The 22,021-nt window shown below is 53.5% G+C and carries 24 protein-coding genes and 1 pseudogene; 19 read left to right on the forward strand and 6 right to left on the reverse strand.

Annotation, left to right across the window (positions count from 1 at the left end; all coding sequences use genetic code 11):
* Nucleotides 1-14: 14 nt before the first annotated feature.
* From BA6348_RS06270 to BA6348_RS06280, 3 genes are all read left to right on the forward strand, one after another.
* On the forward strand, nt 15-425 hold the full coding sequence (locus tag BA6348_RS06270; RefSeq protein WP_235694649.1) for an aminotransferase class V-fold PLP-dependent enzyme: 411 nt from the start codon (nt 15-17) through the stop codon (nt 423-425).
* A 91-nt stretch (nt 426-516) separates the two neighbouring features.
* A complete protein-coding gene (locus BA6348_RS06275) occupies nt 517-744 on the forward strand; it encodes a hypothetical protein (RefSeq protein ID WP_005829489.1) in 228 nt (75 codons plus the stop codon).
* A 24-nt stretch (nt 745-768) separates the two neighbouring features.
* Complete coding sequence (locus tag BA6348_RS06280; RefSeq protein WP_005829490.1) at nt 769-1,080, forward strand: hypothetical protein; 312 nt, start codon at nt 769-771, stop codon at nt 1,078-1,080.
* 43 nt (nt 1,081-1,123) lie between these two features.
* Here the strand turns inward: BA6348_RS06280 and BA6348_RS06285 are convergent, their stop codons facing one another.
* Nucleotides 1,124-1,750: a cupin domain-containing protein gene (locus tag BA6348_RS06285; protein ID WP_122952621.1), complete on the reverse strand. Its 627-nt coding sequence runs from the start codon at nt 1,748-1,750 to the stop codon at nt 1,124-1,126.
* Between the two features lie 204 nt (nt 1,751-1,954).
* Nucleotides 1,955-2,506: a hypothetical protein gene (locus BA6348_RS06290; RefSeq protein WP_005829493.1), complete on the reverse strand. Its 552-nt coding sequence runs from the start codon at nt 2,504-2,506 to the stop codon at nt 1,955-1,957.
* A gap of 118 nt (nt 2,507-2,624) precedes the next feature.
* Between BA6348_RS06290 and BA6348_RS06295 the strand changes: the two genes are divergently transcribed.
* Together BA6348_RS06295 and BA6348_RS27945 are read left to right on the forward strand one after the other, a co-directional pair.
* Nucleotides 2,625-3,218 carry a TetR/AcrR family transcriptional regulator gene (locus tag BA6348_RS06295; protein WP_005829495.1) on the forward strand — a complete coding sequence of 198 codons (594 nt, stop codon included), beginning with the start codon at nt 2,625-2,627 and terminating at the stop codon, nt 3,216-3,218.
* A gap of 36 nt (nt 3,219-3,254) precedes the next feature.
* Nucleotides 3,255-3,353 (forward strand): annotated as a pseudogene (locus tag BA6348_RS27945) (two component transcriptional regulator); the annotation flags it as partial.
* Nucleotides 3,354-3,519: 166 nt separating this feature from the next.
* Here BA6348_RS27945 and BA6348_RS27635 read toward each other — a convergent pair.
* A complete protein-coding gene (locus BA6348_RS27635; RefSeq protein WP_007783009.1) occupies nt 3,520-4,185 on the reverse strand; it encodes a hypothetical protein in 666 nt (221 codons plus the stop codon).
* A gap of 82 nt (nt 4,186-4,267) precedes the next feature.
* Between BA6348_RS27635 and BA6348_RS27640 the strand changes: the two genes are divergently transcribed.
* The 4 genes from BA6348_RS27640 (at nt 4,268) to BA6348_RS06320 (ending at nt 9,890) form a co-directional block, all read left to right on the forward strand.
* Nucleotides 4,268-4,576, forward strand: coding sequence for a DHHW family protein (locus BA6348_RS27640; RefSeq protein WP_174768832.1), 309 nt, complete (start codon nt 4,268-4,270; stop codon nt 4,574-4,576).
* Nucleotides 4,577-4,690: 114 nt separating this feature from the next.
* Nucleotides 4,691-6,061, forward strand: a complete 1,371-nt coding sequence (locus tag BA6348_RS06310; RefSeq protein ID WP_005829501.1) for an alkaline phosphatase — start codon at nt 4,691-4,693, stop codon at nt 6,059-6,061.
* Between the two features lie 171 nt (nt 6,062-6,232).
* On the forward strand, nt 6,233-8,515 hold the full coding sequence (locus tag BA6348_RS06315; protein ID WP_122952620.1) for a DEAD/DEAH box helicase: 2,283 nt from the start codon (nt 6,233-6,235) through the stop codon (nt 8,513-8,515).
* Nucleotides 8,505-9,890: a ribonuclease H-like domain-containing protein gene (locus tag BA6348_RS06320; protein ID WP_122952619.1), complete on the forward strand. Its 1,386-nt coding sequence runs from the start codon at nt 8,505-8,507 to the stop codon at nt 9,888-9,890. Before BA6348_RS06315 ends, BA6348_RS06320 begins: the two co-directional genes overlap by 11 nt.
* Nucleotides 9,891-10,351: 461 nt before the next feature.
* Here BA6348_RS06320 and BA6348_RS06325 read toward each other — a convergent pair whose 3' ends face one another.
* Entirely contained in the window at nt 10,352-10,819 is a 468-nt protein-coding gene (locus tag BA6348_RS06325) for a hypothetical protein (RefSeq protein WP_005829507.1), read from the reverse strand.
* An 82-nt stretch (nt 10,820-10,901) separates the two neighbouring features.
* On the opposite strand from BA6348_RS06325, the gene BA6348_RS06330 reads away from it, so the two are divergent.
* On the forward strand, nt 10,902-11,357 hold the full coding sequence (locus BA6348_RS06330) for a hypothetical protein (RefSeq protein ID WP_007783002.1): 456 nt from the start codon (nt 10,902-10,904) through the stop codon (nt 11,355-11,357).
* A 285-nt stretch (nt 11,358-11,642) separates the two neighbouring features.
* On the opposite strand, the gene BA6348_RS06335 is transcribed toward BA6348_RS06330, so the two are convergent.
* Entirely contained in the window at nt 11,643-12,215 is a 573-nt protein-coding gene (locus tag BA6348_RS06335; RefSeq protein WP_005829511.1) for a GNAT family N-acetyltransferase, read from the reverse strand.
* A gap of 102 nt (nt 12,216-12,317) precedes the next feature.
* Here BA6348_RS06335 and pdxR point away from each other — a divergent pair, with 102 nt between their 5' ends.
* From pdxR to BA6348_RS06360, 5 genes are all read left to right on the forward strand, one after another.
* Nucleotides 12,318-13,745: a MocR-like pyridoxine biosynthesis transcription factor PdxR gene (gene pdxR, locus BA6348_RS06340; RefSeq protein WP_122952618.1), complete on the forward strand. Its 1,428-nt coding sequence runs from the start codon at nt 12,318-12,320 to the stop codon at nt 13,743-13,745.
* 99 nt (nt 13,746-13,844) lie between these two features.
* A complete protein-coding gene (locus tag BA6348_RS06345; RefSeq protein ID WP_005830644.1) occupies nt 13,845-14,426 on the forward strand; it encodes a TetR/AcrR family transcriptional regulator in 582 nt (193 codons plus the stop codon).
* Nucleotides 14,423-14,794, forward strand: a complete 372-nt coding sequence (locus tag BA6348_RS06350; protein ID WP_005830646.1) for a DMT family transporter — start codon at nt 14,423-14,425, stop codon at nt 14,792-14,794. Before BA6348_RS06345 ends, BA6348_RS06350 begins: the two co-directional genes overlap by 4 nt.
* Nucleotides 14,791-15,237: a YvaD family protein gene (locus BA6348_RS06355; protein WP_005830647.1), complete on the forward strand. Its 447-nt coding sequence runs from the start codon at nt 14,791-14,793 to the stop codon at nt 15,235-15,237. The genes BA6348_RS06350 and BA6348_RS06355 overlap by 4 nt, the downstream gene beginning before the upstream one ends.
* 279 nt (nt 15,238-15,516) lie before the next feature.
* Entirely contained in the window at nt 15,517-16,371 is an 855-nt protein-coding gene (locus tag BA6348_RS06360; protein WP_122952617.1) for an MIP/aquaporin family protein, read from the forward strand.
* Nucleotides 16,372-16,675: 304 nt separating this feature from the next.
* On the opposite strand, the gene BA6348_RS06365 is transcribed toward BA6348_RS06360, so the two are convergent.
* On the reverse strand, nt 16,676-17,509 hold the full coding sequence (locus BA6348_RS06365; RefSeq protein ID WP_005830651.1) for a hypothetical protein: 834 nt from the start codon (nt 17,507-17,509) through the stop codon (nt 16,676-16,678).
* 125 nt (nt 17,510-17,634) lie between these two features.
* On the opposite strand from BA6348_RS06365, the gene BA6348_RS26525 reads away from it, so the two are divergent.
* From BA6348_RS26525 to BA6348_RS06380, 4 genes are all read left to right on the forward strand, one after another.
* Complete coding sequence (locus tag BA6348_RS26525) at nt 17,635-17,793, forward strand: hypothetical protein (RefSeq protein ID WP_005830653.1); 159 nt, start codon at nt 17,635-17,637, stop codon at nt 17,791-17,793.
* A gap of 294 nt (nt 17,794-18,087) precedes the next feature.
* On the forward strand, nt 18,088-19,587 hold the full coding sequence (gene glpK / locus BA6348_RS06370) for a glycerol kinase GlpK (RefSeq protein ID WP_122952616.1): 1,500 nt from the start codon (nt 18,088-18,090) through the stop codon (nt 19,585-19,587).
* Between the two features lie 157 nt (nt 19,588-19,744).
* Nucleotides 19,745-21,412: a glycerol-3-phosphate dehydrogenase/oxidase gene (locus tag BA6348_RS06375; protein WP_026558021.1), complete on the forward strand. Its 1,668-nt coding sequence runs from the start codon at nt 19,745-19,747 to the stop codon at nt 21,410-21,412.
* Nucleotides 21,413-21,425: 13 nt separating this feature from the next.
* Nucleotides 21,426-21,980, forward strand: coding sequence for a glycerol-3-phosphate responsive antiterminator (locus tag BA6348_RS06380; protein WP_122952615.1), 555 nt, complete (start codon nt 21,426-21,428; stop codon nt 21,978-21,980).
* Nucleotides 21,981-22,021: the final 41 nt, after the last annotated feature.

The raw sequence follows: 22,021 nt of genomic DNA on the forward strand, positions 1-22,021 counted from the left end.
AAGGCATTGCAGGAATCGCGCCCGCCATCGACTTTATCGCCTCGCTCGGGACAGGGAGCAATCGCCGCGAGCGGCTCGTTTCCGCTTTTGCCAACCTGGAGCAGTACGAAAACCGTCTGGCTGAGCTGATGCGCAACGAGCTGCGACAAATCGCAGGCGTAACGCTCTATCAGGCAGCCGCTGGCGTGGCGAAAACGCCGACTGTCGCCTTTCGTCTGGACAAGCTCGCGCCGGAAGAAGCATGCCTGCAAATGGCCGAGCAGCACAGCGTCTTTATCGCGAGCGGCGATTTTTACGCCTCCCGCCTGGCGGAGTTGGCCGGAATTGCGCACAGCGGCGGCTGGATTCGCGCCGGAATCGCTCCGTACAACACAGAAGAGGAAATTTGGCGCCTGATAAAAGGCGTGCAGCAGCTCATGCGGTAAGACTGAGACGGCATTTCCCGCCCGCATGCATAAAAAACCCGGACTCTCGCAAACTATAAACAATCATCAGAAGAGGAAGCGGGGAAGGGAAATGCTCCACTATCCAGGCATTTACTATGCGATTTTTGGCCTGATTTTTTTGGTAGGGCTGTTTTTGACCATCCGCTACGCCAAACGCCAGGAGACGAAGGAAGTGGACAACAACATCAGTCAGACGACCGTCAAGCACAAAGTTCTCGGGAATGTGGGGATGCTGTTTTACTTGGGGGCGTTTGCGGTGCTGCTCGCGATATTGCTGATCTCCGTACTCGTATATTAGCGTTGGGGAGGCGAGAGTAACACAATGGACAAAAAAAGGTATTACGTATCTGTTCAGGCAGGGACGATCATGGAAAATCAGGGCGACTCCGGGTACGAGTTCGAGATTGAAGCGACGGATCGCCAGGTTCACGCGCTGAAAAGCTTGTTTGAGGAAAGGACCGAGTATGAGTTTGGCACCTTTTTGCGCGGGCATGTCGTCGCGATTCCTTATCATTTTGACGAGGAAAACGATCAATACGACAACTGCCTGAAGCAAATATACAGCGCCATTTACGAATGCGGAACAGAGGAGACGAAGCAGCATATCCAATCCATGGGCGTACTGAATATGTGAGCGGGCCGGACATCCGGCCGAATCCGGCCGTCTAAAGCGAGGCTCACCCCCTGTCCGGATCGTAGCCGTACCCCGGGTATTTGACGACGGGCCATTTTTGCTTGCGCAAGGCGTCCAGCAACTCCGGGCCTACGTTCAGATTGGAAGCGACCAACTCGTGCGGCGTGAGCGCCATCCACTGGTTGAGCGAGACGTCGACGAAGCGGTCGCTTTTGAACATTTCCAAAAACCAGACTGTCTCGTTTCCCGTATTTTGAATGTAATGCCCTGTCGCAAAGGGCACATAGCCGACATCGCCCGCCCGGTAGTCAAACGTGCGGGCTGTTCCATTTCCGGCAAAAACGGTCATGCGAGCCTGGCCGGAAATGTAGTATTGCCACTCGCGCACACCGCCTGGCGTCAGAGCCATGTTCACGCCAGCGAGCGTAGTGGCAACCGGCAGCTCGCGCACGGTGACTTCGCGCGACCAGCCGCCGTGATTCAGCGTCATCGTGGCGTCGGAGAAGGAAAACTTCAAATTCGGCAGCAAGCCTGCATCGGTGACGGGCGGCACGAGCATGTTCGGATTTTGCCGATCCCGCTCGATGTTGCGCGGCCCGAGATCGACCCACCCCGTACCGTCTCCCCGCATCGGCTCCGGGATGCGCTCTCCCTTTTTGTGTGAGGTCATTTCCGACCAACCTCCCTCATCTTTACGACAAGTTTCGTCTGCTTTTGGCGCAGCCACTCACCATGTGTATGGCCGCTGGCTTGGCTTTTATGCAAAAAAGGAACAGCGTCCCTGTGCCGCGCGCACACTGGTTTCGCTGTTCCTGCATCATCGTATTTGTGCCAGCCTGGCTTTGGCTTTGTCTGGACGTCGACGGTTATACCGTCAAGAGCTGGCGCTTTTGCTCCGTTTGGGCCAGACAAAAAAGCTGACGGTAATCAAAAGGTCAATGCCGAGCACAACCGCCCATTGCAGCATCGCCCGCTCCAAAGCCCCGGTCCGCGAGGCATCCCCGACAAAAAAGATCATCGCGAGCAGCAGTCCCGCCCCGATGAGGTAGGCGAAAACGTGCTTGAACCAGCCTTTGGCATACGACCTGGCGTAAGCCATCCCGTACAGCTTCGGCTTTTTCGCCAGTGGCTGTTTTTTCACATAGTACAAAAACTTGTCGTCCGCCCAGCGAATCATGCCTTTGCCAAAAGCGATCGACACGCCGATATAGACAGCAGCCAGCGCATGAGCCATGGTCGCGGTTGCGCCCCGGTACAAGTCCACGCTGGTCACGGCCAGCAAAACAAGGTCGACCAGGGGAGTCAGCGCCAGGATAAAAAGCCCCAGCCGCTCTTTTCCCAAGCCATACCGCACGGCCAACCCCAGAGCAATCACGACCCAAAAACCAATTTCACAGGCAACGATCATCCACGCGATCCAGTTCACGTTTACGCTCTCCTTTTTTAATACAGATGTATTGTAAAAAGATTTTATCATCTGTTTTTATTTAATACAAGTGTATTATTTAATTGCTCGTCCCGTTCGGGCTTGGTAAAATACAGCTATGCCAAAACAAATCGATCATGAAAAACGAAGAGAACAAATAGCCGAAGCGACCTGGCGGGTCATCAGCGAGCGGGGAATGGAGGGAGCGACGGTTCGCAATATCGCGGCAGAGGCAGGGCTGTCGCTAGGGGCGCTGCGGCATTATTTCAGCACACAGGACGAGCTGCTGGCGTATTCGATGAAGCTCGTGAAGGAGAGGGCGACGGCTCGCATCCGCGAGATTATTTCGCTTGATTTGCCGCCGCGAGAGAAGTTTATCAAGACGATTCTGGAACTTGTGCCTACCAATCGGGAAAAGATGGCGGAAATGGAGGTCTGGTTCGCCTTTACCGCCTACTTCCGCCATAAGCCGGGCGGTCTGGATGCGCAGTACGACGGCATTTACCCTGGCCTGCAAAAGCTCATGGACTATGCCGAACAGTCCGGACTGCTGCCTGCAAACACGGACAAGGAGCTGGAGACAGAGCGGCTTTACGCCTTGGTCGACGGGCTTGCGCTGCACGCCTATCTCGAGCCGAAGCGCCTGGACGGGCCGAAGGTAGAGCGCGTGCTGATCCATCACTTGTCGGCGCTGATCGCAGAGAAAGACTGAGCCATGTCAGGTAAACATGACACGGGGAGAACAGACATGAACAAAAACATCCTGATAGTCGAGGACGAACCGATTTTGCGGGAAATCATGAAGGATTACTTCGAAAACGAAGGTTATGCGGTGCTGGAAGCGATCGTCGTCTCCATCCGCGACGAAGGCAAGATGGCACGAGTCAGCATCGAGAACAAAGGCGCCCGTATTCCCGAGGAGCATCCGGAAAAATACAGAAAAATATAGGGCCACTTTTTCCGCGGAGAGCCGTCTCGCCAGCGTTCCACGGGAGGAACCGGCCTCGAGCTGGCTATCTGCAAAAAAATATTGCATGACGTGCCGTTCGGCGTGTGCAATATGGAAGAAGGCGTCGAGCTTTTTTTCCAGCTTCCGAAAAACGAATAGCATTCAAGCGCAGAACACGTTTCTGCGCTTTTTTTTGTCTGGTCGTTTTTATGCATTTTTTACGCCGTGTCGATTCGTTCTGCATCTGATCTTGATCTCGGCCCTGTACGCTCTTTAGGTAGGCAAGGATTGCATTGCGAGTCGTTTCCAAAAAGCGAGGGAGAGAATCGGCGATATCGCGAGGCAGCTCGTCGCCCGCATGGCGACAATCGGGCCATTCGGCGAAGGGGCGGCGCTGTTGGTCAGAGGACTGGCGAAAAAAGTGCTGCTCGCCAATAACATCGGGCTGCTGTGGTCCGACGTGAAAGCGACGCCGACCGACGAGCTGACGACTTTTCTCGCCTGGCTCGGCATTGTGGCATTTGCCTTCCAGCTTTACTTTGACTTCAGCGGCTACTCGGACATGGCGCGCGGACTGGGGAAAATGTTCGGCTTTGACTTTATGGAAAACTTCCGCTATCCGTACATGTCCAAAAGCATTTCGGAGTTTTGGCGCAGATGGCAGTTCATCATCTTGGAAAAATGGCTGCCTGGGCTTGCTGCAAAAGGCGCATGCCGCTGTCGGCCACATCTACACGCTTGTGGTCGTACTGATCGGCGGGGTATTTTTCGAATGCGAGAGCCTGCCTGTGGCCTGGCAGTTCTAGCGGGCGATGTCCGGTTTTGCGGGACAAGGCTTCATGGACGACCAGGCGCTCTACTACTGGTCGACGAAGGGCGCTTTTTATGCCTACCAGGCGCTGGCAAGGCAAATGGGCCTGGAACCGCAGAACGAGGCAGACTTCCGGCTGGAGGCAGTGTCGGACGCGTTTTCCGGCTCGCTCTATTCCAAAAGCGGCTACAGACTTGTGCAGCCGGACAGCATCGAGCTGTATGTTCCGCGCGCGGCGCAAACGTACAGCGTCGAGTTCGTGGACGAACAGCGGCGTTTTCGCCAAGACCAGGCGCAGCCCGTTTGTTAACGCCGCCTTTACCAATCGCTTACATTTCTTTACACAAAGCCCGTCCGAGCTCAACAGAAGAAGAGTATGATTGGTGACATGCTTATGAACATTCCTATTTGCAGGAGGTACAAAATGTTTCGCACATTCCCGAAAAAGCTTGTCCCAGTAGCTGTCATCTCTTCCCTGGCCCTGACGACGGCGCTGTTTGGCGGAAATTCCGGTCTGGTCAAGGCGGCAGAAAATAAAGCGGGCAACGCCCAGGTCAAAAACATCATCTTCCTGATCGGCGACGGCATGGGCACGTCCTATACAACGGCTTACCGTTACATGAAAGACGACCCGGCGACTCCTGTCATGGAGCCGACCGAGTTTGACAAATATTTGGTCGGGGCGCAAATGACCTATGCCGAAGACGAAAAGCAAAACATCACCGACTCCGCCTCTGCGGCGACCGCCATGTCTTCCGGCGTGAAGACGTACAACAACGCGATTGCGGTCGACAACGACAAATCAGAGGTAGAGACAGTACTGGAGCGGGCCAAAAAAGTCGGCAAATCGACTGGCCTGGTGGCTACTTCGGAAATTACGCACGCGACCCCGGCTTCGTTCGGCGCGCACGATGAGAGCCGCAAAAACATGGACGCGATTGCCGACGACTACTACGACTTGCGCATTGACGGCAAGCATTCCGTCGACGTCTTGCTGGGCGGCGGCCTGAACAACTTCGTGCGCAAGGACCGCAATCTGACGGAAGAATTCAAAAAAGACGGCTACAGCTACGTCACGAGCAAGCAGGAACTGCTGAGCGACAAAAATGACAAAATTCTCGGTCTGTTCGCAGCAGGCGGAATGGACAAAATGATCGACCGCACGGACAAAACCCCGTCCCTGGAAGACATGACAAAGGCCGCGATTGAGCGGTTGAGCAAGAACAAGGAAGGCTTCTTTTTGATGGTGGAAGGCAGCCAGATCGACTGGGCTGGTCACGACAACGACATCGTGGCGGCGATGAGCGAGATGGAAGACTTCGAGAAGGCGTTCAAGGCTGCCATTGACTTCGCGAAAAAGGATGGAAACACGCTCGTTGTCGCGACAGCGGACCACTCCACGGGCGGGCTGTCTGTCGGGGCGAAGGAAGAGTACAACTTCCTCGTCGCGCCAATCAAGGCGGCGAAGCGCACGCCTGACTTCATCGCCGCGGGAATCGCCAAAGGCGCGAGCGTGGAAGAAACGTTGAAAAAGTACATCGACCTGCAACTGACGCCAGAGGAGATCGCTTCCGTGAAAAAGGCGGCGGAAACGAAGAAGCAAGTCGAGATCGACAACGCAATCGAAGCGATTTTTGACAAACGCTCCTTCACCGGCTGGACAACGGGCGGCCACACAGGCGAGGACGTCAACGTGTACGCGTACGGTCCATGGAAAGAAAGATTTTCCGGCCTGATCGACAATACGCACAATGCGGAAGTGATCTTTGAAATTCTCGGCGAAGCGAAGAAATAAAGGGGCAAGAAAAGAAGCTGCCAGGCTTATCTGGCGGCTTTTTCTTTTGGACGGGCCAAGCCATCGTCTCACCTGGCCTGTCTCCCGGGAAAAGTCGCTTTGGCCAAAACGTCCGAAGGGGTTTACAACCCGAACGTCCATTCGTAGAATAAGGGCAAGAAGGTGAGCCTGGTGAAGATGAAAAAAGACATGGCAAGTATTTTGGAGCATTTGAAAACAGACGAGCGTTTTCGCGACAATATCGCCCACTGGCGGGTCATTCCGGCCCGCGAGGCCAAAACGGTTCCGTTTCCGCAGGAGATGGATGCGCGCATCCGGGAAGCGCTGACGCGAAGAGGAATTGCCTCTTTGTACACGCACCAGGAAACGTCTTTTCGCCATGTGCGAGCGGGCAAGCATATCGTCGCGGTCACGCCGACTGCCTCCGGGAAAAGCATGTGCTACCATCTGCCGATTCTCCAGACGCTGGCAGAGGATACGCAGGCGCGCGCGCTCTACCTGTTTCCGACCAAGGCGTTGGCGCAGGACCAGAAAGCAGAGCTGCACGAGCTGATTACCGAAATGGGGCTGTCGATCAAATCGGAAACGTACGATGGCGACACTCCGGCCAACATCCGGCAAATGGTGCGCAAGGCGGGCAATATCGTCATCACCAACCCGGACATGCTGCACTCCGCCATTTTGCCGCACCACACCAAATGGGTTTCGTTTTTCGAGCATTTGAAATACATCGTCATCGACGAGCTGCATACATACCGCGGCGTCTTTGGCAGCCACGTCGCCAATGTGATACGCCGCCTCAAGCGGATTTGCGCCTTTTACGGCAGCGCGCCGCAGTTCATCTGCACCTCGGCGACGATCGCCAACCCGCGCGAACTGGCGGAAGCGCTGACGGAGGAACAGGTAGAGCTGGTCGACAACAACGGAGCGCCGTCCGGCGTCAAGCATTTCGTCTTCTACAACCCGCCTGTGGTCAACCGCCAGCTCAACATCCGGCGCAGCGCCACGCTGGAGGCGCGGGACATTACCGAGCAGTTTTTGACCAACGGCATTCAGACGATCCTGTTTGCGCGAAGCCGCGTCCGCGTGGAAATTTTGCTGACGTACTTGCAGGAGCTGATTAAGCGCAAGCTCGGCCCGAAGACGATTCAAGGATATCGCGGCGGCTATTTGCCGAGCCAGCGCAGGGAGATCGAGCGCGGCTTGCGGAGCGGCGACATCATGGGCGTAGTCAGCACGAACGCGTTGGAGTTGGGCGTAGACATCGGACAATTGCAGGCGTGCGTCATTACCGGGTATCCCGGCTCTGTCGCCAGCACGTGGCAGCAGGCGGGCCGGGCAGGCCGCCGTCAGGGCGAGTCGGTCGTCGTCATGGTCGGCAGCTCGACGCCGCTGGATCAGTACGTGATCGCCCACCCGGAGTACTTTTTTGACCGCAGTCCGGAGACGGCGCGGATCAACCCCGACAACCTCATCATTTTGGTCGACCATCTGAAATGCGCGGCGTACGAGCTGCCGTTTCGCGAAGGCGACACGTTTGGCCGTGCGGAAATTACGGAAGTCTTGGAGTTTTTGACCGAGGAGCAAGTGCTGCACTATTCGCGCGGCAAATGGTTCTGGATGAACGATTCATTCCCGGCGCACAACATCAGCCTGCGGTCGGCCTCGCAGGAAAACGTGGTTATCATCGACATCAGCGAGCGGGGCAACGAGCGGGTCATCGGGGAAATGGACCGCTTCAGCTCGATGACGCTGTTGCACGAGGAAGCTATTTACTTGCACCAAGGGACGCAGTACCAGGTCGAGAAGCTCGACTACGAGGAAAAGAAGGCGTACGTCCGGGAAGTGCAGGTCGACTATTACACCGATGCGAACCTCGCCGTCCAGCTCAAGGTGCTGGAGCAGGACCAGACCCGCCGCCACGGGCAGAGCGCTTTCGCCTACGGGGAAGTTTCCGTGCACGCGATGGCGACGATTTTCAAAAAGATCAAGTTCGAGACGCATGAAAACATCGGCTCCGGTCCGATTCATCTGCCGGAGGAGGAGCTGCACACGAACGCGGCATGGATCGGCTTTTCCGATTCGCTTCTGGAGGAGATCGGCACAGAGGACGTGGAGCGGGGGCTGGTCGGCCTCGCGCATGTGCTCCAGCACGTGGCCCCGCTGTTTGTCATGTGCGACCCGCTGGACCTGCACGTCATTCCCCAGCGCAAGGCCGTCCACTCGCAGGAGCCGACGATTTTCCTGTACGACCGCTATCCGGGCGGCATCGGCCTGTCGGAGCAAGTGTACAAGGAAATGGAGACGATTCTCACCCAGGCAGAGCGGCTCATCAGCTCTTGCCCGTGTGCGTCAGGCTGTCCGTCGTGCGTCGGCGCGACCGACGACGGCAGCAAGGAACTGGCCATGACCTTGCTGCGCGTCGCCCAAGGGGGAAGCGTTCATGTCTCTTAAATCCAGGCTGCAACGGATGAAGGGGCACATGTCGCTGGACGCAGGCAAGGTGGCGAACGAGCCTGCCGCGGCAGGAGAGCAGGCCGAGCAGCCGGCCGGACATTCGGCAGGACAGCCGTCGGAACAGCCCGCGCCTATGCCGTCCGAACCCGAAAAACCGCCCATTCCCTTTGCGGACAGATGGCAGTCCTTGCAGGCGGCCCCCTACTTTTGGGACGAAGAGCACGTCATGATTCGCGAGGTGCGCTACCCGATCAGCCAGCGGCACGGCGCCTACAGCTTTGCCCAGTTGCACGAGGCAATCGCTATCTGGGAGGCGTCCGGCAGGGAGCATCCGCTGTCGGCGGCGGGCAGGAAGGCAGAAGAGTTGCTGTTTTTTGACACGGAGACGACCGGGCTGTCCGGTGGAGCGGGCAACGCTGTTTTCCTGCTGGGCTACAGCCGCCTGGAGGGAGAAGAGGTTGTCGTGCGCCAGCATTTTTTGCCTGCCCCCCATGCGGAAGCGACCTTGTACCAGTCGTTTCTCGCGCAGGCGGAAAAATCGTCGCATCTCGTAACGTTCAACGGAAAGTCGTTCGACTGGCCGCAGGTGCGGACAAGGCATACGCTGGTGCGCGACCAGGTTCCGGCCTTGCCTGTCTTTGGTCACCTGGACCTGTTGCACGGTGCGCGCCGACTGTGGAAGGCCGAACTGGAATCGTGCCGCCTTGGAATCATCGAACAGGAAAAGCTGGACGTTTTCCGCGAGGACGATTTGCCCGGCTACCTCGCGCCTGTGCGCTACTTCGATTTTTTGCACTCGCAGGACCCTGACGTGATCGCAGGGGTGCTGCGGCATAACGAGACAGACGTCCTCTCACTCATTACGCTCTACATCCATATGACCCGGCTGCTGACGGATCAGCCCGACGTGGCCGCCTCCCCGGAGGAACGCTTTGAAATTGCCAGATGGTACGACGCGCTGGGCGACCAGGAAGCAGCGCTGGCAGGCTACCGCTTCGTAGCGGACAGCGGCCATGCCTGGAGCAATCGGGCAAGGCTTGCCATCGGCCACCTGTACAAAAAGCAGAAGGACTGGCGGCAGGCTTTGCATGTCTGGGAGTCGTGCATGGCATCGTCCGGCTATGTCCCCGAAGAGGTTTACATCGAGGCCGCCAAGCTGTGCGAGCACCAGCTCGGCGACGCGGAAAAGGCGCTCCGCTATACGCGGCAAGCCTACGAGCAGTGGAAAAAGCGGGGCACGCTCTTGCGCAACCGTTCCAAGGCCGAGGCGCAGGCGTATCAAAAGCGGATAGTTCGGCTGGAAGCGAAGGTTATGGGTAGTGCCGGGCAGGAGAGTTTGTTGTCCGGGTTTTTCGATTGGGCGGATGAGTAGGGCACGGGAAAAAAGATGGGGCTGTCCAAAAAGTCCCAATATGCCAGAGGCACCAAAATGGCAACATTGGTTTGTCAAGGTTTTTGAAATTCAAAAGGGGCATCTCTAAGTCGATACATCGACTTTTGAGACAGCCCCTTGACCGTTTCGTGCGAAAATCAGGAGTAATGGTACGAGACTTCCAACGTCTGGCTGTCGAGCCGCTTCAAGTCAACGATGGGCAACTCGCAATTTCTTAAAGCAGATTGTTAACCTCTCGGCAAGCTCTTCATAGCAAGTTTTCATATTTGAACACGATATATCGGTGTACCCATAGTCGCATATAGTCGTGAAATAATGTAGCCCCCGGCAATCAGGGCTAGCAAGAAGGGGGGATTTCGGCAACTCAACTTCCACGAAAGTTTTTAAGTAGAATGTGTAGCCTAATTAATGCGTCGCGATACAGCGCGATAGTCGATAATTTAATCGACTAATTTATATACCCATACGGTCCCTTCAACAGATCCTTCAATACTTATACGATATTTAGTAGCCTGCTCAAGATCAGCAAAATAGGCGGTGTCTCTTCCGTCGCTTAAGTCTACGGTGTCAACAACGAACCAATCTCCTGTATCTTCATCGAATTCTTCGACATGAACTTCGTAAGAATCCCACAAGCCTGTTGTAGTTGCGTTGGCTTCAACTTTCAATCCACGTTCTCTATAATCTAACACCAGCGTTTTTTTAATTTGAAAGTAACTACGTACCTCAAAATCAGCTGACCACTGATATATTTCTGACATCATAGGTTTTACGATGCTTTTCGAGGTGGTTGTTTCTTCTTTGTGGTCTTTTCCACCTTTTGCAAGAGCACCGTCAACAGGCATGACAAGGGCAAGTATGGATAGGGTTGTTAAAGTAGCCATCTTTGCTTTTTTGACAAATTTCATTTAATCCTATCTCCTTTTCAAATAAAATAGTATACTAGAATTATATTACAATATTATAAATAAATGGAAGAGGTGGATTTCCTTGAGTTCGCAAAAAAATACATCAAATTCCAATATGATGAAAAAAATCAATTTAATATTTTTTTCAATTACCGGCATTGCTTTACTGCTTGCATCTCTTGCATACTATTTTTTTTGGTACAATACACCGGAAAATACAATTGAACGTTATTTAACTCTAATCAAAAATAAACAAGGCGAGCCAGCATATGAGTATGTTTATAAGAACGCTGATAGCTATTACCCAGAGCGCGAGGATTTTTTACGTTCGGTTGCGGATTCGAGAATAGTCGATTTTAAAATTGATGAAGCAACTGCAATAAATGATACGGAAACCGAGGTGAAAGTATTAATAAGCTATACTAGTCTGAAAAACAGCGTCCAGAAAATCATAAGAGAAAAAGAACAAACTTTCATGGTGAAAAAAGTATCAGGCGAGTGGCTAGTAAGCTTAAGAGGACCTGATGGGGAAAGTTGACAAATAGTCCTAAATATAGATAGCTGTAACTCTTGCAAGAAAGTGGTGTATTAAGACGGGGAGAGCATTTCTCGAACAAATCCAGGAATGGGGGACGAAATGGGGACAAACTTCACTTGTAAATCCAACAATCCACTAAGATACAAACGAGAAAAGGGGTTGTCTCAAAAGTCGCTATTTCGACTTCGAGACGCCCCTTTTGTCTGTCAGAAACGTTGATATAGCCAAGCTTCCGATTATAAAACACTAGTGGAACCCGTACTTCTTGGACGTCTCCCCTGCCTTCTACTTCCCATACTTCTCCCGATACTCACCAGCCAGCATCGACATCAGAATCGAATCATGATAACGATGATCGTAATAAAGCGCCTGCCGCTGCACTCCCTCCCGCTGGAAGCCGAGCTTTTCATAAGCGCGTATCGCACGTTCATTGTAAGCGAACACGTTCAGCTCGATGCGGTGCAGGTTGAGAATGCCGAAGCCGTAGTCGAGCATCAACAGCAGCGCTTCACTGCCGTACCCTTTGCTCTGATACGCAGGCTGATGGATGGCAATGCGGATGAAAGCGTTGCGGTTGTACGTGTCGATGCCGCCGATCTGCACGTCGCCGATCAGCTGATCGTTTTCGCACAAGGCGATTGCCAACAGCACGCTGGACGAATCCTGTGCTTTGCTTGCCAGATATTGCGCGATTTGCTCGCGGGTGTAGTGCTTTTGCGTTCCTGTCAGTTTGCGCGTTTCCGGGTGGTAGAGCGATTGGTAGTAAAAGTCGACATCGTCCTGTCCGAGCGGGCGCAGATAGACGCGTTCTCCCTGCAAAAAACGGACGGAAGCATGGTGCTCTCGATGAGTAGACATCGTTTGTGTCCTCCCTGTCAGATTTCATTTTTCACCAGCATAGCGAACAAGTGTATACTTGAAAATGCACAGTTTTGCTAAAATCAAAAGGACAGATGACCGATGCTCTTGACGCCCAAATGGGACGAAAACGGAAACGAACCGCAATACGTGCAACTGTACACGTTCCTCAAAAACGAAATCATTGCAGGCAGGCTGGCAGAAAAAACGCGGCTGCCGTCCGTGCGCAAGCTGGCAGATGCTCTTGGCTTGAGCACGACGCCTGTGGAAATGGCGTACCAGCAGCTTTTGGCCGAAGGGTTCATCCGAAGCAGGCCGCGCAGCGGCTACTTCGTGGAGAAGCTGCCTGACCCCGAGCTTACGCCAAAAGGGCAAGGGGTGTCCGAACAGCCCGAATGGAGCAGACCGCTCCTGCGTGACAACCGCAAGTACCGATACGATTTTCACATGTCGCAAAACGATTTTTCGCTGTTTCCGCACACGCTCTGGCGGCGGCTGTACAATCAGGTGCTTGGCGGCGAGCGGCAGGAGGAGCTTTTTTACGGCGATCCGCAGGGCGAGCCGGGATTGCGCCAGCAAATTGCCGATTATGTGCGCAGGTACCGCGGCGTCGTCTGCACGCCGGATCAGATCGTCATTGGCGCGGACCAGTTTGGGCTGCTGTCGCTGATCTGTCTGATGCTGCGGCCGCAGCTTCAGCGGATCGCGGTGGAAAATCCGGGCTATTTGCTGTATGCCAATACGTTTCGCCAGCACGGGTATGAAGTGGTGCCGATCTCGCTTGCAGCAGACGGAATCTGCGTAGACGAGCTGTACGAATCAGGGGTGCGCCTTGCCGTCATGTCGCCCTCGCACCAATTTCCGCGCGGGATGATTATGCCTGTATCCAAGCGGTTGCAGCTTTTGGACTGGGCGCAAAGCGTCGGCGGCTACATCGTCGAGGACGACTACGATGGCGAGTTTCGCTACCACGGCAGGCCGATTCCCGCCCTGCAAGGGCTGTTGCCGCAGACCAATGTCATTTACATGGGCGGCTTCGCGCAGGTGATGGCTCCGGCGCTCGGCATCTGGTACATGGTGCTGCCGCCTTCCTTGCTGGACGCGTATTTCACCCTGCTGCACGACACGTTGCTGGAACAATCCGCGTCGCGGCTGCATCAGCGGACGATGGAGATTTTTATGCAAAAAGGCCACCTGGAAAAGCACGTCCGCAAAATGCGCAGCCTGTATCGCAAAAAGCACGACGCCTTGCTGGCGGCGGTCCATAAGCATTTCGGCGAGCGGGCGTCCGTGATCGGGGCGGATGCGGGCTTTCACGTCTTGCTGCGCGTGTACAGCGAGCGCCCGGAGGAAGAGTTGAAGCGGCTGGCGATTCAGGCGGGGATTCGCGCATCGTCTGCGGCTTTTACGTGGCTTACGCCGCCAGCGGAGATGCCCAAGGAGTTTTTTCTCGGCTTTTCCGGCATTGCGCTCGACCAGATCGAGCCGGGAATTGCGGCTTTGCACCAAGCCTGGTTTGAGGGCAGTTGACATCAGGGGAGCAGGTGAGTATGCTATTTGTAGCCATAGGAAAATATAGAAAACAAAATATTTTCCTTGTTTTACGAGTGCGAGGGGGTTCACGCGGAAATGCAGGAGCGAATTTTGCAATGCGCCCAACAGGAGATCGAGACGCGAGGCATTCGCTTTACGATGGCGGATTTGGCTCGGCGGGCGGGGATCAGCACGAAAACGTTGTACGCGAGCTTTCCTTCCAAAGAGGTGCTCATCGCCAGGCTCATTGCCGACAGCATCGAGGAATTGAAGGCGAGCGAAGACCGGATTTTGCATGATCCGAACCTGGATTTGACGGAAAAGATGCGCGAGCTGCTGGCATTGGTGCCGAGCGGCTTTGCCCGGACGGATTTGCGCGTCTGGTACGAGTTGAAGCGCTATTATCCCGCGCAGTGGAAAATGGTGGAGGAAGTCTACCAGGAAGAGTGGGAGCATGTCCGCGTGCTGCTTGAGCAGGGCGTCGAAGCTGGCGTGTTTCGCCCGGTTCAGCTTCCGATTTTGATTTTGATGTACACGGGAGCGCTCGATCAACTGATTGACCAGCAATTGTCCGGTCGGCATCAGATGACGATCGGGGAGGCGCTGGACGCGATGATTGATATTTTGCTCGGCGGCGTATTGGCTGCGCCAGCGACGAGAGGGGAAACGGGAAAATGAGTTGGGTGTATTTGCTGCTGGCGATTTTGCTGGAGGTGGCGGGAACAACTTCGATGAAGCTGTCGGAAGGGCTGAGCAGGCCGATTCCGACTGTGTTGATGTTTGTGTTTTACGTGCTGTGCTTTTCCTCGCTGAGCCTGGCGCTGAAAGAAATGGAAGTGGGCACCGCGTATGCGATCTGGTCCGGGCTGGGAACGGCGATGATCGCTTTGATCGGCGTCATCGTCTTCAAGGATGCGTTTACCGTGAAAAAGGTGGTGGCGGTCGCGCTGATTATCGTGGGCTGCGTCCTGCTGAATCTCGGTGACGGCGCCCATGCCCAGCAGCCTGCAAAAGCGCAGCAAGACGCGGGAATGACGGCCGAATGAGCAGAACTGCGCCCAGGCTGTTCGTGTTTTTCTGGCTGACCGATGTGGCGTTCATCGTCTATTGGGCGATTGTGTTTCTCCGGCTGTTGCCTGCGGAGTACATGTACCAGGACTACCGCGATCCGAATCTGGTGGCGTGGAATCTGTCCTTTTTTCCGCTCGACATGCTTGTATCGCTCACGGGCTTCGCGAGCCTCTACTGCTATCGGCGGGGGAGTGAGCGCTGGAAGCCGATAGCACTCGTCTCACTTGTGCTCACATTTTGCTCCGGCCTGCAGGCGATTGCTTTTTGGGCGTTCAAAGCCGACTTCGACTGGTCGTGGTGGCTGCCGAACCTGTTTTTGCTGATCTACCCGCTGTTTTTTCTGCCGGAGTTGGTCAGGGCGGCAAGCAGCGGGAAAAAAGGCTTTAAGCCGCAGAATGAAGCGGAAAGGCAGCCATGAGCAAAGCCGTTTGCGACAGGAAAGAAAACGGATTCTTGACAGATTTTACGTGTCCACTATATAGTAGGACATAAGTTAATAGTGCTGTGGAGATTGGGAGATCAGCTAATATTTGCAAAAAGAGGGCAGCGCCCTGCGTTTTTGCGAGTATTGGCTTTTTTGTTTTCTCCACAAAAAAACAAAAAGGAGTTGGGTGAAATGTAAGCGCTTTAGAAAACGGTTTCATTGCGATTTTTCGGCTGGTTTACATGGTCGTTTTTCAAAAAAGGGGGTAAGGACATGTCTGCTTACGTAGGAGAATTGGTCGGGACAATGATCCTGATTATTTTGGGGGCAGGGGTATGCGCAGGCCAAAACCTGAAAAAAGCATACTCGCAAAATGGCGGTTGGATCGTCATTACGCTCGGCTGGGGGCTTGCGGTGGCGTGCGGCGCATACGCGGTAGGCAGCATCAGCGGCGCGCATCTGAATCCCGCGCTCACCATCGCGCTGGCAAGCATCGGGCAGTTTCCGTGGGAGCAGGTGCCGGGCTACGTGCTCGCGCAATTTGTAGGCGCATTCATGGGCGCGACTTTTGTCTGGATTTTTTACTATCCGCACTGGCGCGAGACGGACGACGCAGCAGCAAAATTAGGAATTTTCGCAACCGGACCAGCGATTCCACATACAGTCGCCAACTTGTTCAGTGAAATTTTAGGTACGTTTTTCCTGGTGCTTGGTCTTCTGGCCATCGGAGCGAATAAATTTGCAGAAGGATTGAATCCGTTTGTCGTCGGCTTCCTGATTGTCGCCATCGGCTTGTCTCTCGGCGGAACGACGGGCTATGCGATCAACCCGGCGCGTGACCTCGGGCCGCGAATCGCCCACGCCCTCCTGCCGATTCACGGAAAAGGCCGTTCCAACTGGGGCTATGCCTGGATTCCGGTCGTCGGGCCGATCATCGGAGCGGTGTGCGGGGCATTTTTCTACAAGTGGACGTTTACCGACCACAGCCTGACCGGAGTAGTGGCTCTCGCGGTATTCATGGTCATCGCGATGGGAGTCGGGATGGCGAGCAAAAAGACAAATGCTGCCCAAGCGAGCGGCAAAGAACGTCTGGTAACCGATCACGCGCGTTCGCAATCGCATGGATAGGCGGCCGCTTTGCCTGATTCCATCCCAATAAATTCCAATAAAGATCAAGTGAAAGATTTACTTTCACCAGAGCGAAAACGTCAAGGTGGGCAAATCGAGAAAGACAACCAATCATCATCCGTATTCCAGGAACATAGTAATGGGGCATACCAGACCTAAATGAGGACATCTTTTTAGACCGGATAGTTTAGCTGAAGCGCGATTTCTTCAAGGTCATCTTGAATCAGAATAATACGATGCCAAGGACGAAATAAGAAAACGCTTCTTTATGTATGAGAAGCGCTTTCTTAAAGAAAATGAAACCCTATTTTTCTTGTTTGTTAATTATTAATCCCTTATCTACCCTTTTTGTTGTTTCATCAACAACTGCGTAGGCGAGGATTTCATACTTTTGCCCATCTTTTTTACCCTTTATTGGTTTGAAATTAAAGACCTTAAAAGTAGATTCTTCGTTATTTTCGAATACTACTCCCGTTTCTACGTCCTCAAACTTTTTAACGTTTTTCTTTACTGTAGGCTTTTTGGACAATTTCAAATCTTTAAGAGTTAACCCGTACTCTTCCAATACAGGCGATTGATCTGCTAACAAAAATTCAGCGACTGTATGTTTATTTGTTTTTCCAACCAATTCATCTGTAGCTAAAGATTCAGCTTGTTCTGAAATTCCATCGATAGTGAAACTACTTGGATGTTGCTCTGCAGATCTTAAGCTATATTCAGCACAGTTAAAGGTTTCTGAAGTTGGTTTCCAATAGCTCCCGTTTTTGTTGAAAGTGTATGCAGCATACGCCCGATAAAAATCATAAACAACTTTAGATACTAATGATGCACGAGCGGAATTTTTAAGCAATGTGGATTGGCTATCTACAACACGATCTGGATAAAACAGACCATATACTTTATAGTCCATACCGATCTCCGTAAGACTTGAAGGTGATGTTGCTGTAAAAACAGCTTTTGCGGAAGAACCGCATTGAGTGTCGCTGTAAACAGTATCTTGAATGTACGATACTGTGGTACCACTCAGATTATATGAACGCTTGTCATAATCACTGATGGCATGTGTAGAGGGGATAAAAGTCCCTACGGCAAGGGAAAGCCCAACCATAAAAACAGAAATCCTTTTGAACAGTTTCATCCAAATTACCTCCTTTTAAATTCAGTTCCATGATAAATTATTATTTTAGCTCATGTCAATAATAGGTAAAGTTGGGGCTATAAACCTCCTGTGGTATTATCAATGGAGAAAGGAGGAGTTTCACAATGGAACAACAGAATCTCGTTGGATGGGGATCATTAGCTTTAATAAATGCAGCGATTGCTCAAGGAAAAAATAGAACTGCTATCAACTGGTTTCTTCTTTCTCTTTTAATCGGGCCAATTGCAACACTACTCCTCTTGTTTATGCCAAAAAGAGAATAAGGAGTTTCGCTCCAATGGTTACCTATCCATTGGTGTTTCCGTAAAAAAATGGTATGCACTATTCGATATAGTTTATTTGTGGAAACGTCTCCAAATTTAACAATTTTTTCTATGGGGATTTTGGGTAAGAGCATGACTAATCAGTTGCCGGACTCTGTGTGCCCACGTACCAGACGATTCTATCGTATGACATTTCAGAACATTCTCTAGTAATCTAGCTATATCTGTAAATCGAAATAGTAGCCCTAGTTTACAAGCAGTTTTTATAATACAGAATACGGAGGAACAGCCGCTATGGACAATAAATATATGCTCTCGCTCGACCAGGGAACGACAAGCTCCCGGGCGATTTTATTCGATAAATCCGGCGCGATCATCGGGGTGGCCCAAAAAGAATTTACGCAAATTTACCCCAAGCCAGGCTGGGTAGAGCACAACGCCGAGGAAATTTGGGAGTCCCAGTTGGAAGTGCTGAAGGCGGTTATGCTGGAAAACCATGTGAAGCCGGAGCAAATCGCGGGCATCGGCATCACCAACCAGCGCGAGACGACCGTCGTCTGGGATCGCCACACCGGAAAGCCGATCTACAATGCAATCGTCTGGCAGAGCAGACAGACCATTGATATTTGCAACGAGTTGAAAGAGCAGGGCTATGAGCAGACGGTGCGCGAGAAGACCGGCCTTTTGATCGACGCTTATTTTTCCGGGACGAAGGTCAAATGGATGCTCGACCACGTAGAAGGCGCTCGGGAAAAAGCAGAGCGAGGCGACCTGTTGTTCGGAACGATCGACACGTGGCTGATTTGGAAGCTGACGAACGGCAGCGTCCATGTGACAGACTATTCCAATGCTTCGCGCACGTTGCTGTTCAACATCCACACCTTGGAGTGGGACGGGGAGCTGCTTTCCATGCTGCAAGTTCCGAAAAGCATGCTGCCGCGCGTCTGCCCATCCAGCGAGCTGTACGGCTATACCGATGAAAAAGTGTTCCAGGTGCAAATTCCGATTGCCGGGATCGCCGGAGACCAGCAGGCAGCTTTGTTCGGGCAGGCGTGCTTTGCAGAGGGAGCGGCCAAGAACACGTACGGAACCGGATGCTTCATGCTGATGAACACAGGGGAAAAAGCAGTAGCCTCGAAAAACGGATTGCTGACCACGATTGCCTGGGGCGTAGACGGCAAGGTGGAGTACGCGCTGGAAGGCAGCATCTTCGTGGCAGGAGCAGCGATTCAATGGCTGCGCGACGGTCTGAAGCTGATTGAGAAATCGTCCGATTCGGAAAAGCATGCGCTGGCTGTTGACAGCACAGACGGCGTTTACATGGTTCCGGCGTTTGTCGGGCTGGGCGCACCGTATTGGGACATGGAGGCGCGCGGCGCGATCTTCGGCCTGACCCGCGGAACGACCGAGGATCATCTGATTCGGGCGGCGCTGGAATCGCTCGCGTACCAGACGCGCGACGTGCTGGAGGCGATGGAGGCCGATTCCGGCATCAAGCTGCAAAAGCTGGCGGTAGACGGCGGAGCGGTAGCCAACAACTTCCTGATGCAGTTCCAGTCCGACATCCTGGCGACAGAGGTGGAGCGTCCGCGCGTGAATGAGACGACTGCGCTCGGGGCTGCCTACCTCGCAGGGCTTGCTGTCGGCTACTGGAACAGCAAGGAAGACATCGTCCACAACAAAGTGGTGGAGCGCTCGTTTGTGCCGGATATGCCGGAGCAAAAACGCCAGGAGCTGTACGAAGGCTGGAAGCAGGCCGTACAAGCGACGATGGGTTACAAGATTAGGCATTGATTTTTGCGCCAAAGAGGAATAGAGTAAAGATAAGTTAATAAATTGCTGTGGAGACCGTGGAGACAGCCAGTATCAAAAGGGCAATGGACGATTTCGTTGCTTCTTTTGGATATTGGCTGTTTTTTGTTTTTTCGTTATAGAAAGGATGAAAACAACCATGAACGATCAACGAACATTGTCAGCAAGAACGCGTCAGACATGTTTGGAAGAAATGGCGGGCAAGCGCTTTGATCTTTTGATTATCGGCGGCGGTGTGACAGGAGCGGGCATCGCGCTGGACGCTGCTTCGCGCGGTTTGAGTGTAGGGCTGGTGGAAAAGCAGGACTTCGCCGCAGGCACGAGCAGCCGCTCGACGAAGCTCGTCCACGGAGGCTTGCGCTATTTGAAGCAGGGCGACGTGCAGCTCGTGCGTGAAGTCGGCAGGGAGCGGGCGATTTTGTACCGCAATGCCCCGCACATCGTCATTCCGGAAAAAATGATTTTGCCGATTGTGGAAAAAGGAACGTACGGCAAGCTCGCTACCTCCATCGGGTTGTACATTTACGACGTGTTGGCCGGAGTCGAGCGCAAAGAGCGCCGCATCATGCTGAACAAAAAGCAGACGATGGAGGCAGAGCCGCTGTTGCGCACAGATATTTTGAAGGGGGGCGGGCTCTACTTCGAATACCGGACGGACGATGCCCGTCTGACGATCGAGGTCATGAAGACAGCCCGCTCGCATGGCGCTTTGTGCGTGAACTATACGGAAGCGACAGAGTTTTTGTATGAAAACGGCAAAGTGACAGGGATTCGCGCGAAAGACTTGCTCACGGGCACCGAGTACGCCATGCACGCCAAAAAAATCGTCAACGCCGCAGGTCCTTGGGTGGATCAGCTCAGGGAAAAAGACAAGTCGCTGTACGGCAAAAGACTCCATCTGACAAAAGGTGTCCACCTGGTCGTTCCGTACAACCGGCTGCCGCTCAAGCAGTCTGTGTACTTCGACGTATCCGACGGGCGCATGCTGTTCGCGATTCCGCGGAATAACAGTACGTATATCGGCACGACCGACACGAACTACCAGGGCGTGCTGGAGCGGCCGACCGTGACTCGCGAAGATATGGAATACGTGCTGCGGGCCGCCAACGAAATGTTCCCGACCGTAAAGCTGACCGAGCAGGATGTCAGCTCGAGCTGGGCAGGGCTGCGGCCGCTCATTCACGAGGACGGCAAATCCCCGTCCGAGCTGTCGCGCAAGGATGAGATTTTTTACTCCAAAAGCGGGCTGATTACGATTGCGGGCGGCAAGCTGACGGGCTTCCGCAAGATGGCGGAGCGCATCGTCGACGTCGTGGCCAAACAGCTTGCAGAAGAAGAAGGCAGATCGTTCAAGCCTTGTCAGACGGACAAGATCGTGCTTGCTGGCGGCAACTTCGCCTCTGCCAGCATGATCCCTGCCTATGTGAAAAAGCAGGCGGAGCGGCTTGGCGCAGCGGGCATCGGCGAAGAACAAATTCGCGTGCTTGTAGGAAAGTTTGGCAGCAACAGCGAAAAAATAGTAACGAAGTGTCTGGAATATATGGAGCAAGACCAGACGCAGACGGCGGCAGAGGCACTGCTTTTGGCCGAGCTGCATTACGCACTGGATGAAGAAATGGTCATGACCGCGAGCGACTTTTTGATTCGCCGCACCGGCCGACTGTTTTTTGAACGAGACTCGCTGGAAGCCGTATATCCTCGGGTAATGGATGAGCTTGCCAAAGAGCTGCATTGGGATGCAGAGCGCAAAGACCGTGAATGGAAAGCTTTTGCCGAGGAATACCATCTTGCCAAAACATTTCTATAGGGGTGACTCCTGATTGGCCAACCAGATTAATCAGCCTATTCTTCCGGCTGCGCGAACACTGAAGGAATTTGATGAACTGATGGAGACGTGCTACGAGCGCATTATTTTGCTGAATGCCCATATCGCCCAAGTCAAGCCGCTGGGCAAACGCGCGCGGGCGTTTGGGAAAAAGCTGCTGATTCACGCCGATCTCATCGACGGTTTGAAGTCGGATGAGTACGCGATGGATTTTCTTGCACAGGAAGTAAAGCCTGACGGAATCATCACGACGAGAAACAGTGTGATCTTGGCCGCGAAGAAAAAAGGGCTGATTTCCATCCAACGTCTTTTTCTCATCGACACGATGGCGCTGGACAGCAGCCTGACGCAACTGGAGCGGACAAAACCCGACTACGTCGAGGTGCTGCCGGGGATTATTCCGCATCTGATCGAGGAGATTACCGAACGGACGAAGATTCCGATCATTGCAGGCGGCTTCATCCGTACGAAGGAAGACGTGGATCGGGCTCTGCAGGCGGGTGCTACCTCTGTCACCACCTCGCGCAGAGAGCTGTGGGCGAAATCGTAGGAAAACCGCGACGAACACCGCCAAAAGCCGGACATTCCGTA

This window comes from Brevibacillus agri, assembly GCF_004117055.1.
GTDB classification, from domain to species: domain Bacteria; phylum Bacillota; class Bacilli; order Brevibacillales; family Brevibacillaceae; genus Brevibacillus; species Brevibacillus agri.

Bases quoted from the DNA above. Each gene is read 5' to 3' on its own strand.
- BA6348_RS06275 (WP_005829489.1), top strand. From the start codon at position 517: ATGCTCCACTATCCAGGCATTTACTATGCGATTTTTGGCCTGATTTTT.
- BA6348_RS06280 (WP_005829490.1), top strand. From the start codon at position 769: ATGGACAAAAAAAGGTATTACGTATCTGTTCAGGCAGGGACGATCATG.
- BA6348_RS06285 (WP_122952621.1), bottom strand. From the start codon at position 1,750: ATGACCTCACACAAAAAGGGAGAGCGCATCCCGGAGCCGATGCGGGGA.
- BA6348_RS06295 (WP_005829495.1), top strand. From the start codon at position 2,625: ATGCCAAAACAAATCGATCATGAAAAACGAAGAGAACAAATAGCCGAA.
- BA6348_RS27635 (WP_007783009.1), bottom strand. From the start codon at position 4,185: ATGTGGCCGACAGCGGCATGCGCCTTTTGCAGCAAGCCCAGGCAGCCA.
- BA6348_RS27640 (WP_174768832.1), top strand. From the start codon at position 4,268: ATGTCCGGTTTTGCGGGACAAGGCTTCATGGACGACCAGGCGCTCTAC.
- BA6348_RS06310 (WP_005829501.1), top strand. From the start codon at position 4,691: ATGTTTCGCACATTCCCGAAAAAGCTTGTCCCAGTAGCTGTCATCTCT.
- BA6348_RS06320 (WP_122952619.1), top strand. From the start codon at position 8,505: ATGTCTCTTAAATCCAGGCTGCAACGGATGAAGGGGCACATGTCGCTG.
- BA6348_RS06325 (WP_005829507.1), bottom strand. From the start codon at position 10,819: ATGAAATTTGTCAAAAAAGCAAAGATGGCTACTTTAACAACCCTATCC.
- BA6348_RS06335 (WP_005829511.1), bottom strand. From the start codon at position 12,215: ATGTCTACTCATCGAGAGCACCATGCTTCCGTCCGTTTTTTGCAGGGA.
- pdxR (WP_122952618.1), top strand. From the start codon at position 12,318: ATGCTCTTGACGCCCAAATGGGACGAAAACGGAAACGAACCGCAATAC.
- BA6348_RS06345 (WP_005830644.1), top strand. From the start codon at position 13,845: ATGCAGGAGCGAATTTTGCAATGCGCCCAACAGGAGATCGAGACGCGA.
- BA6348_RS06350 (WP_005830646.1), top strand. From the start codon at position 14,423: ATGAGTTGGGTGTATTTGCTGCTGGCGATTTTGCTGGAGGTGGCGGGA.
- BA6348_RS06355 (WP_005830647.1), top strand. From the start codon at position 14,791: ATGAGCAGAACTGCGCCCAGGCTGTTCGTGTTTTTCTGGCTGACCGAT.
- BA6348_RS06360 (WP_122952617.1), top strand. From the start codon at position 15,517: ATGTCTGCTTACGTAGGAGAATTGGTCGGGACAATGATCCTGATTATT.
- BA6348_RS06365 (WP_005830651.1), bottom strand. From the start codon at position 17,509: ATGAAACTGTTCAAAAGGATTTCTGTTTTTATGGTTGGGCTTTCCCTT.
- BA6348_RS26525 (WP_005830653.1), top strand. From the start codon at position 17,635: ATGGAACAACAGAATCTCGTTGGATGGGGATCATTAGCTTTAATAAAT.
- glpK (WP_122952616.1), top strand. From the start codon at position 18,088: ATGGACAATAAATATATGCTCTCGCTCGACCAGGGAACGACAAGCTCC.
- BA6348_RS06375 (WP_026558021.1), top strand. From the start codon at position 19,745: ATGAACGATCAACGAACATTGTCAGCAAGAACGCGTCAGACATGTTTG.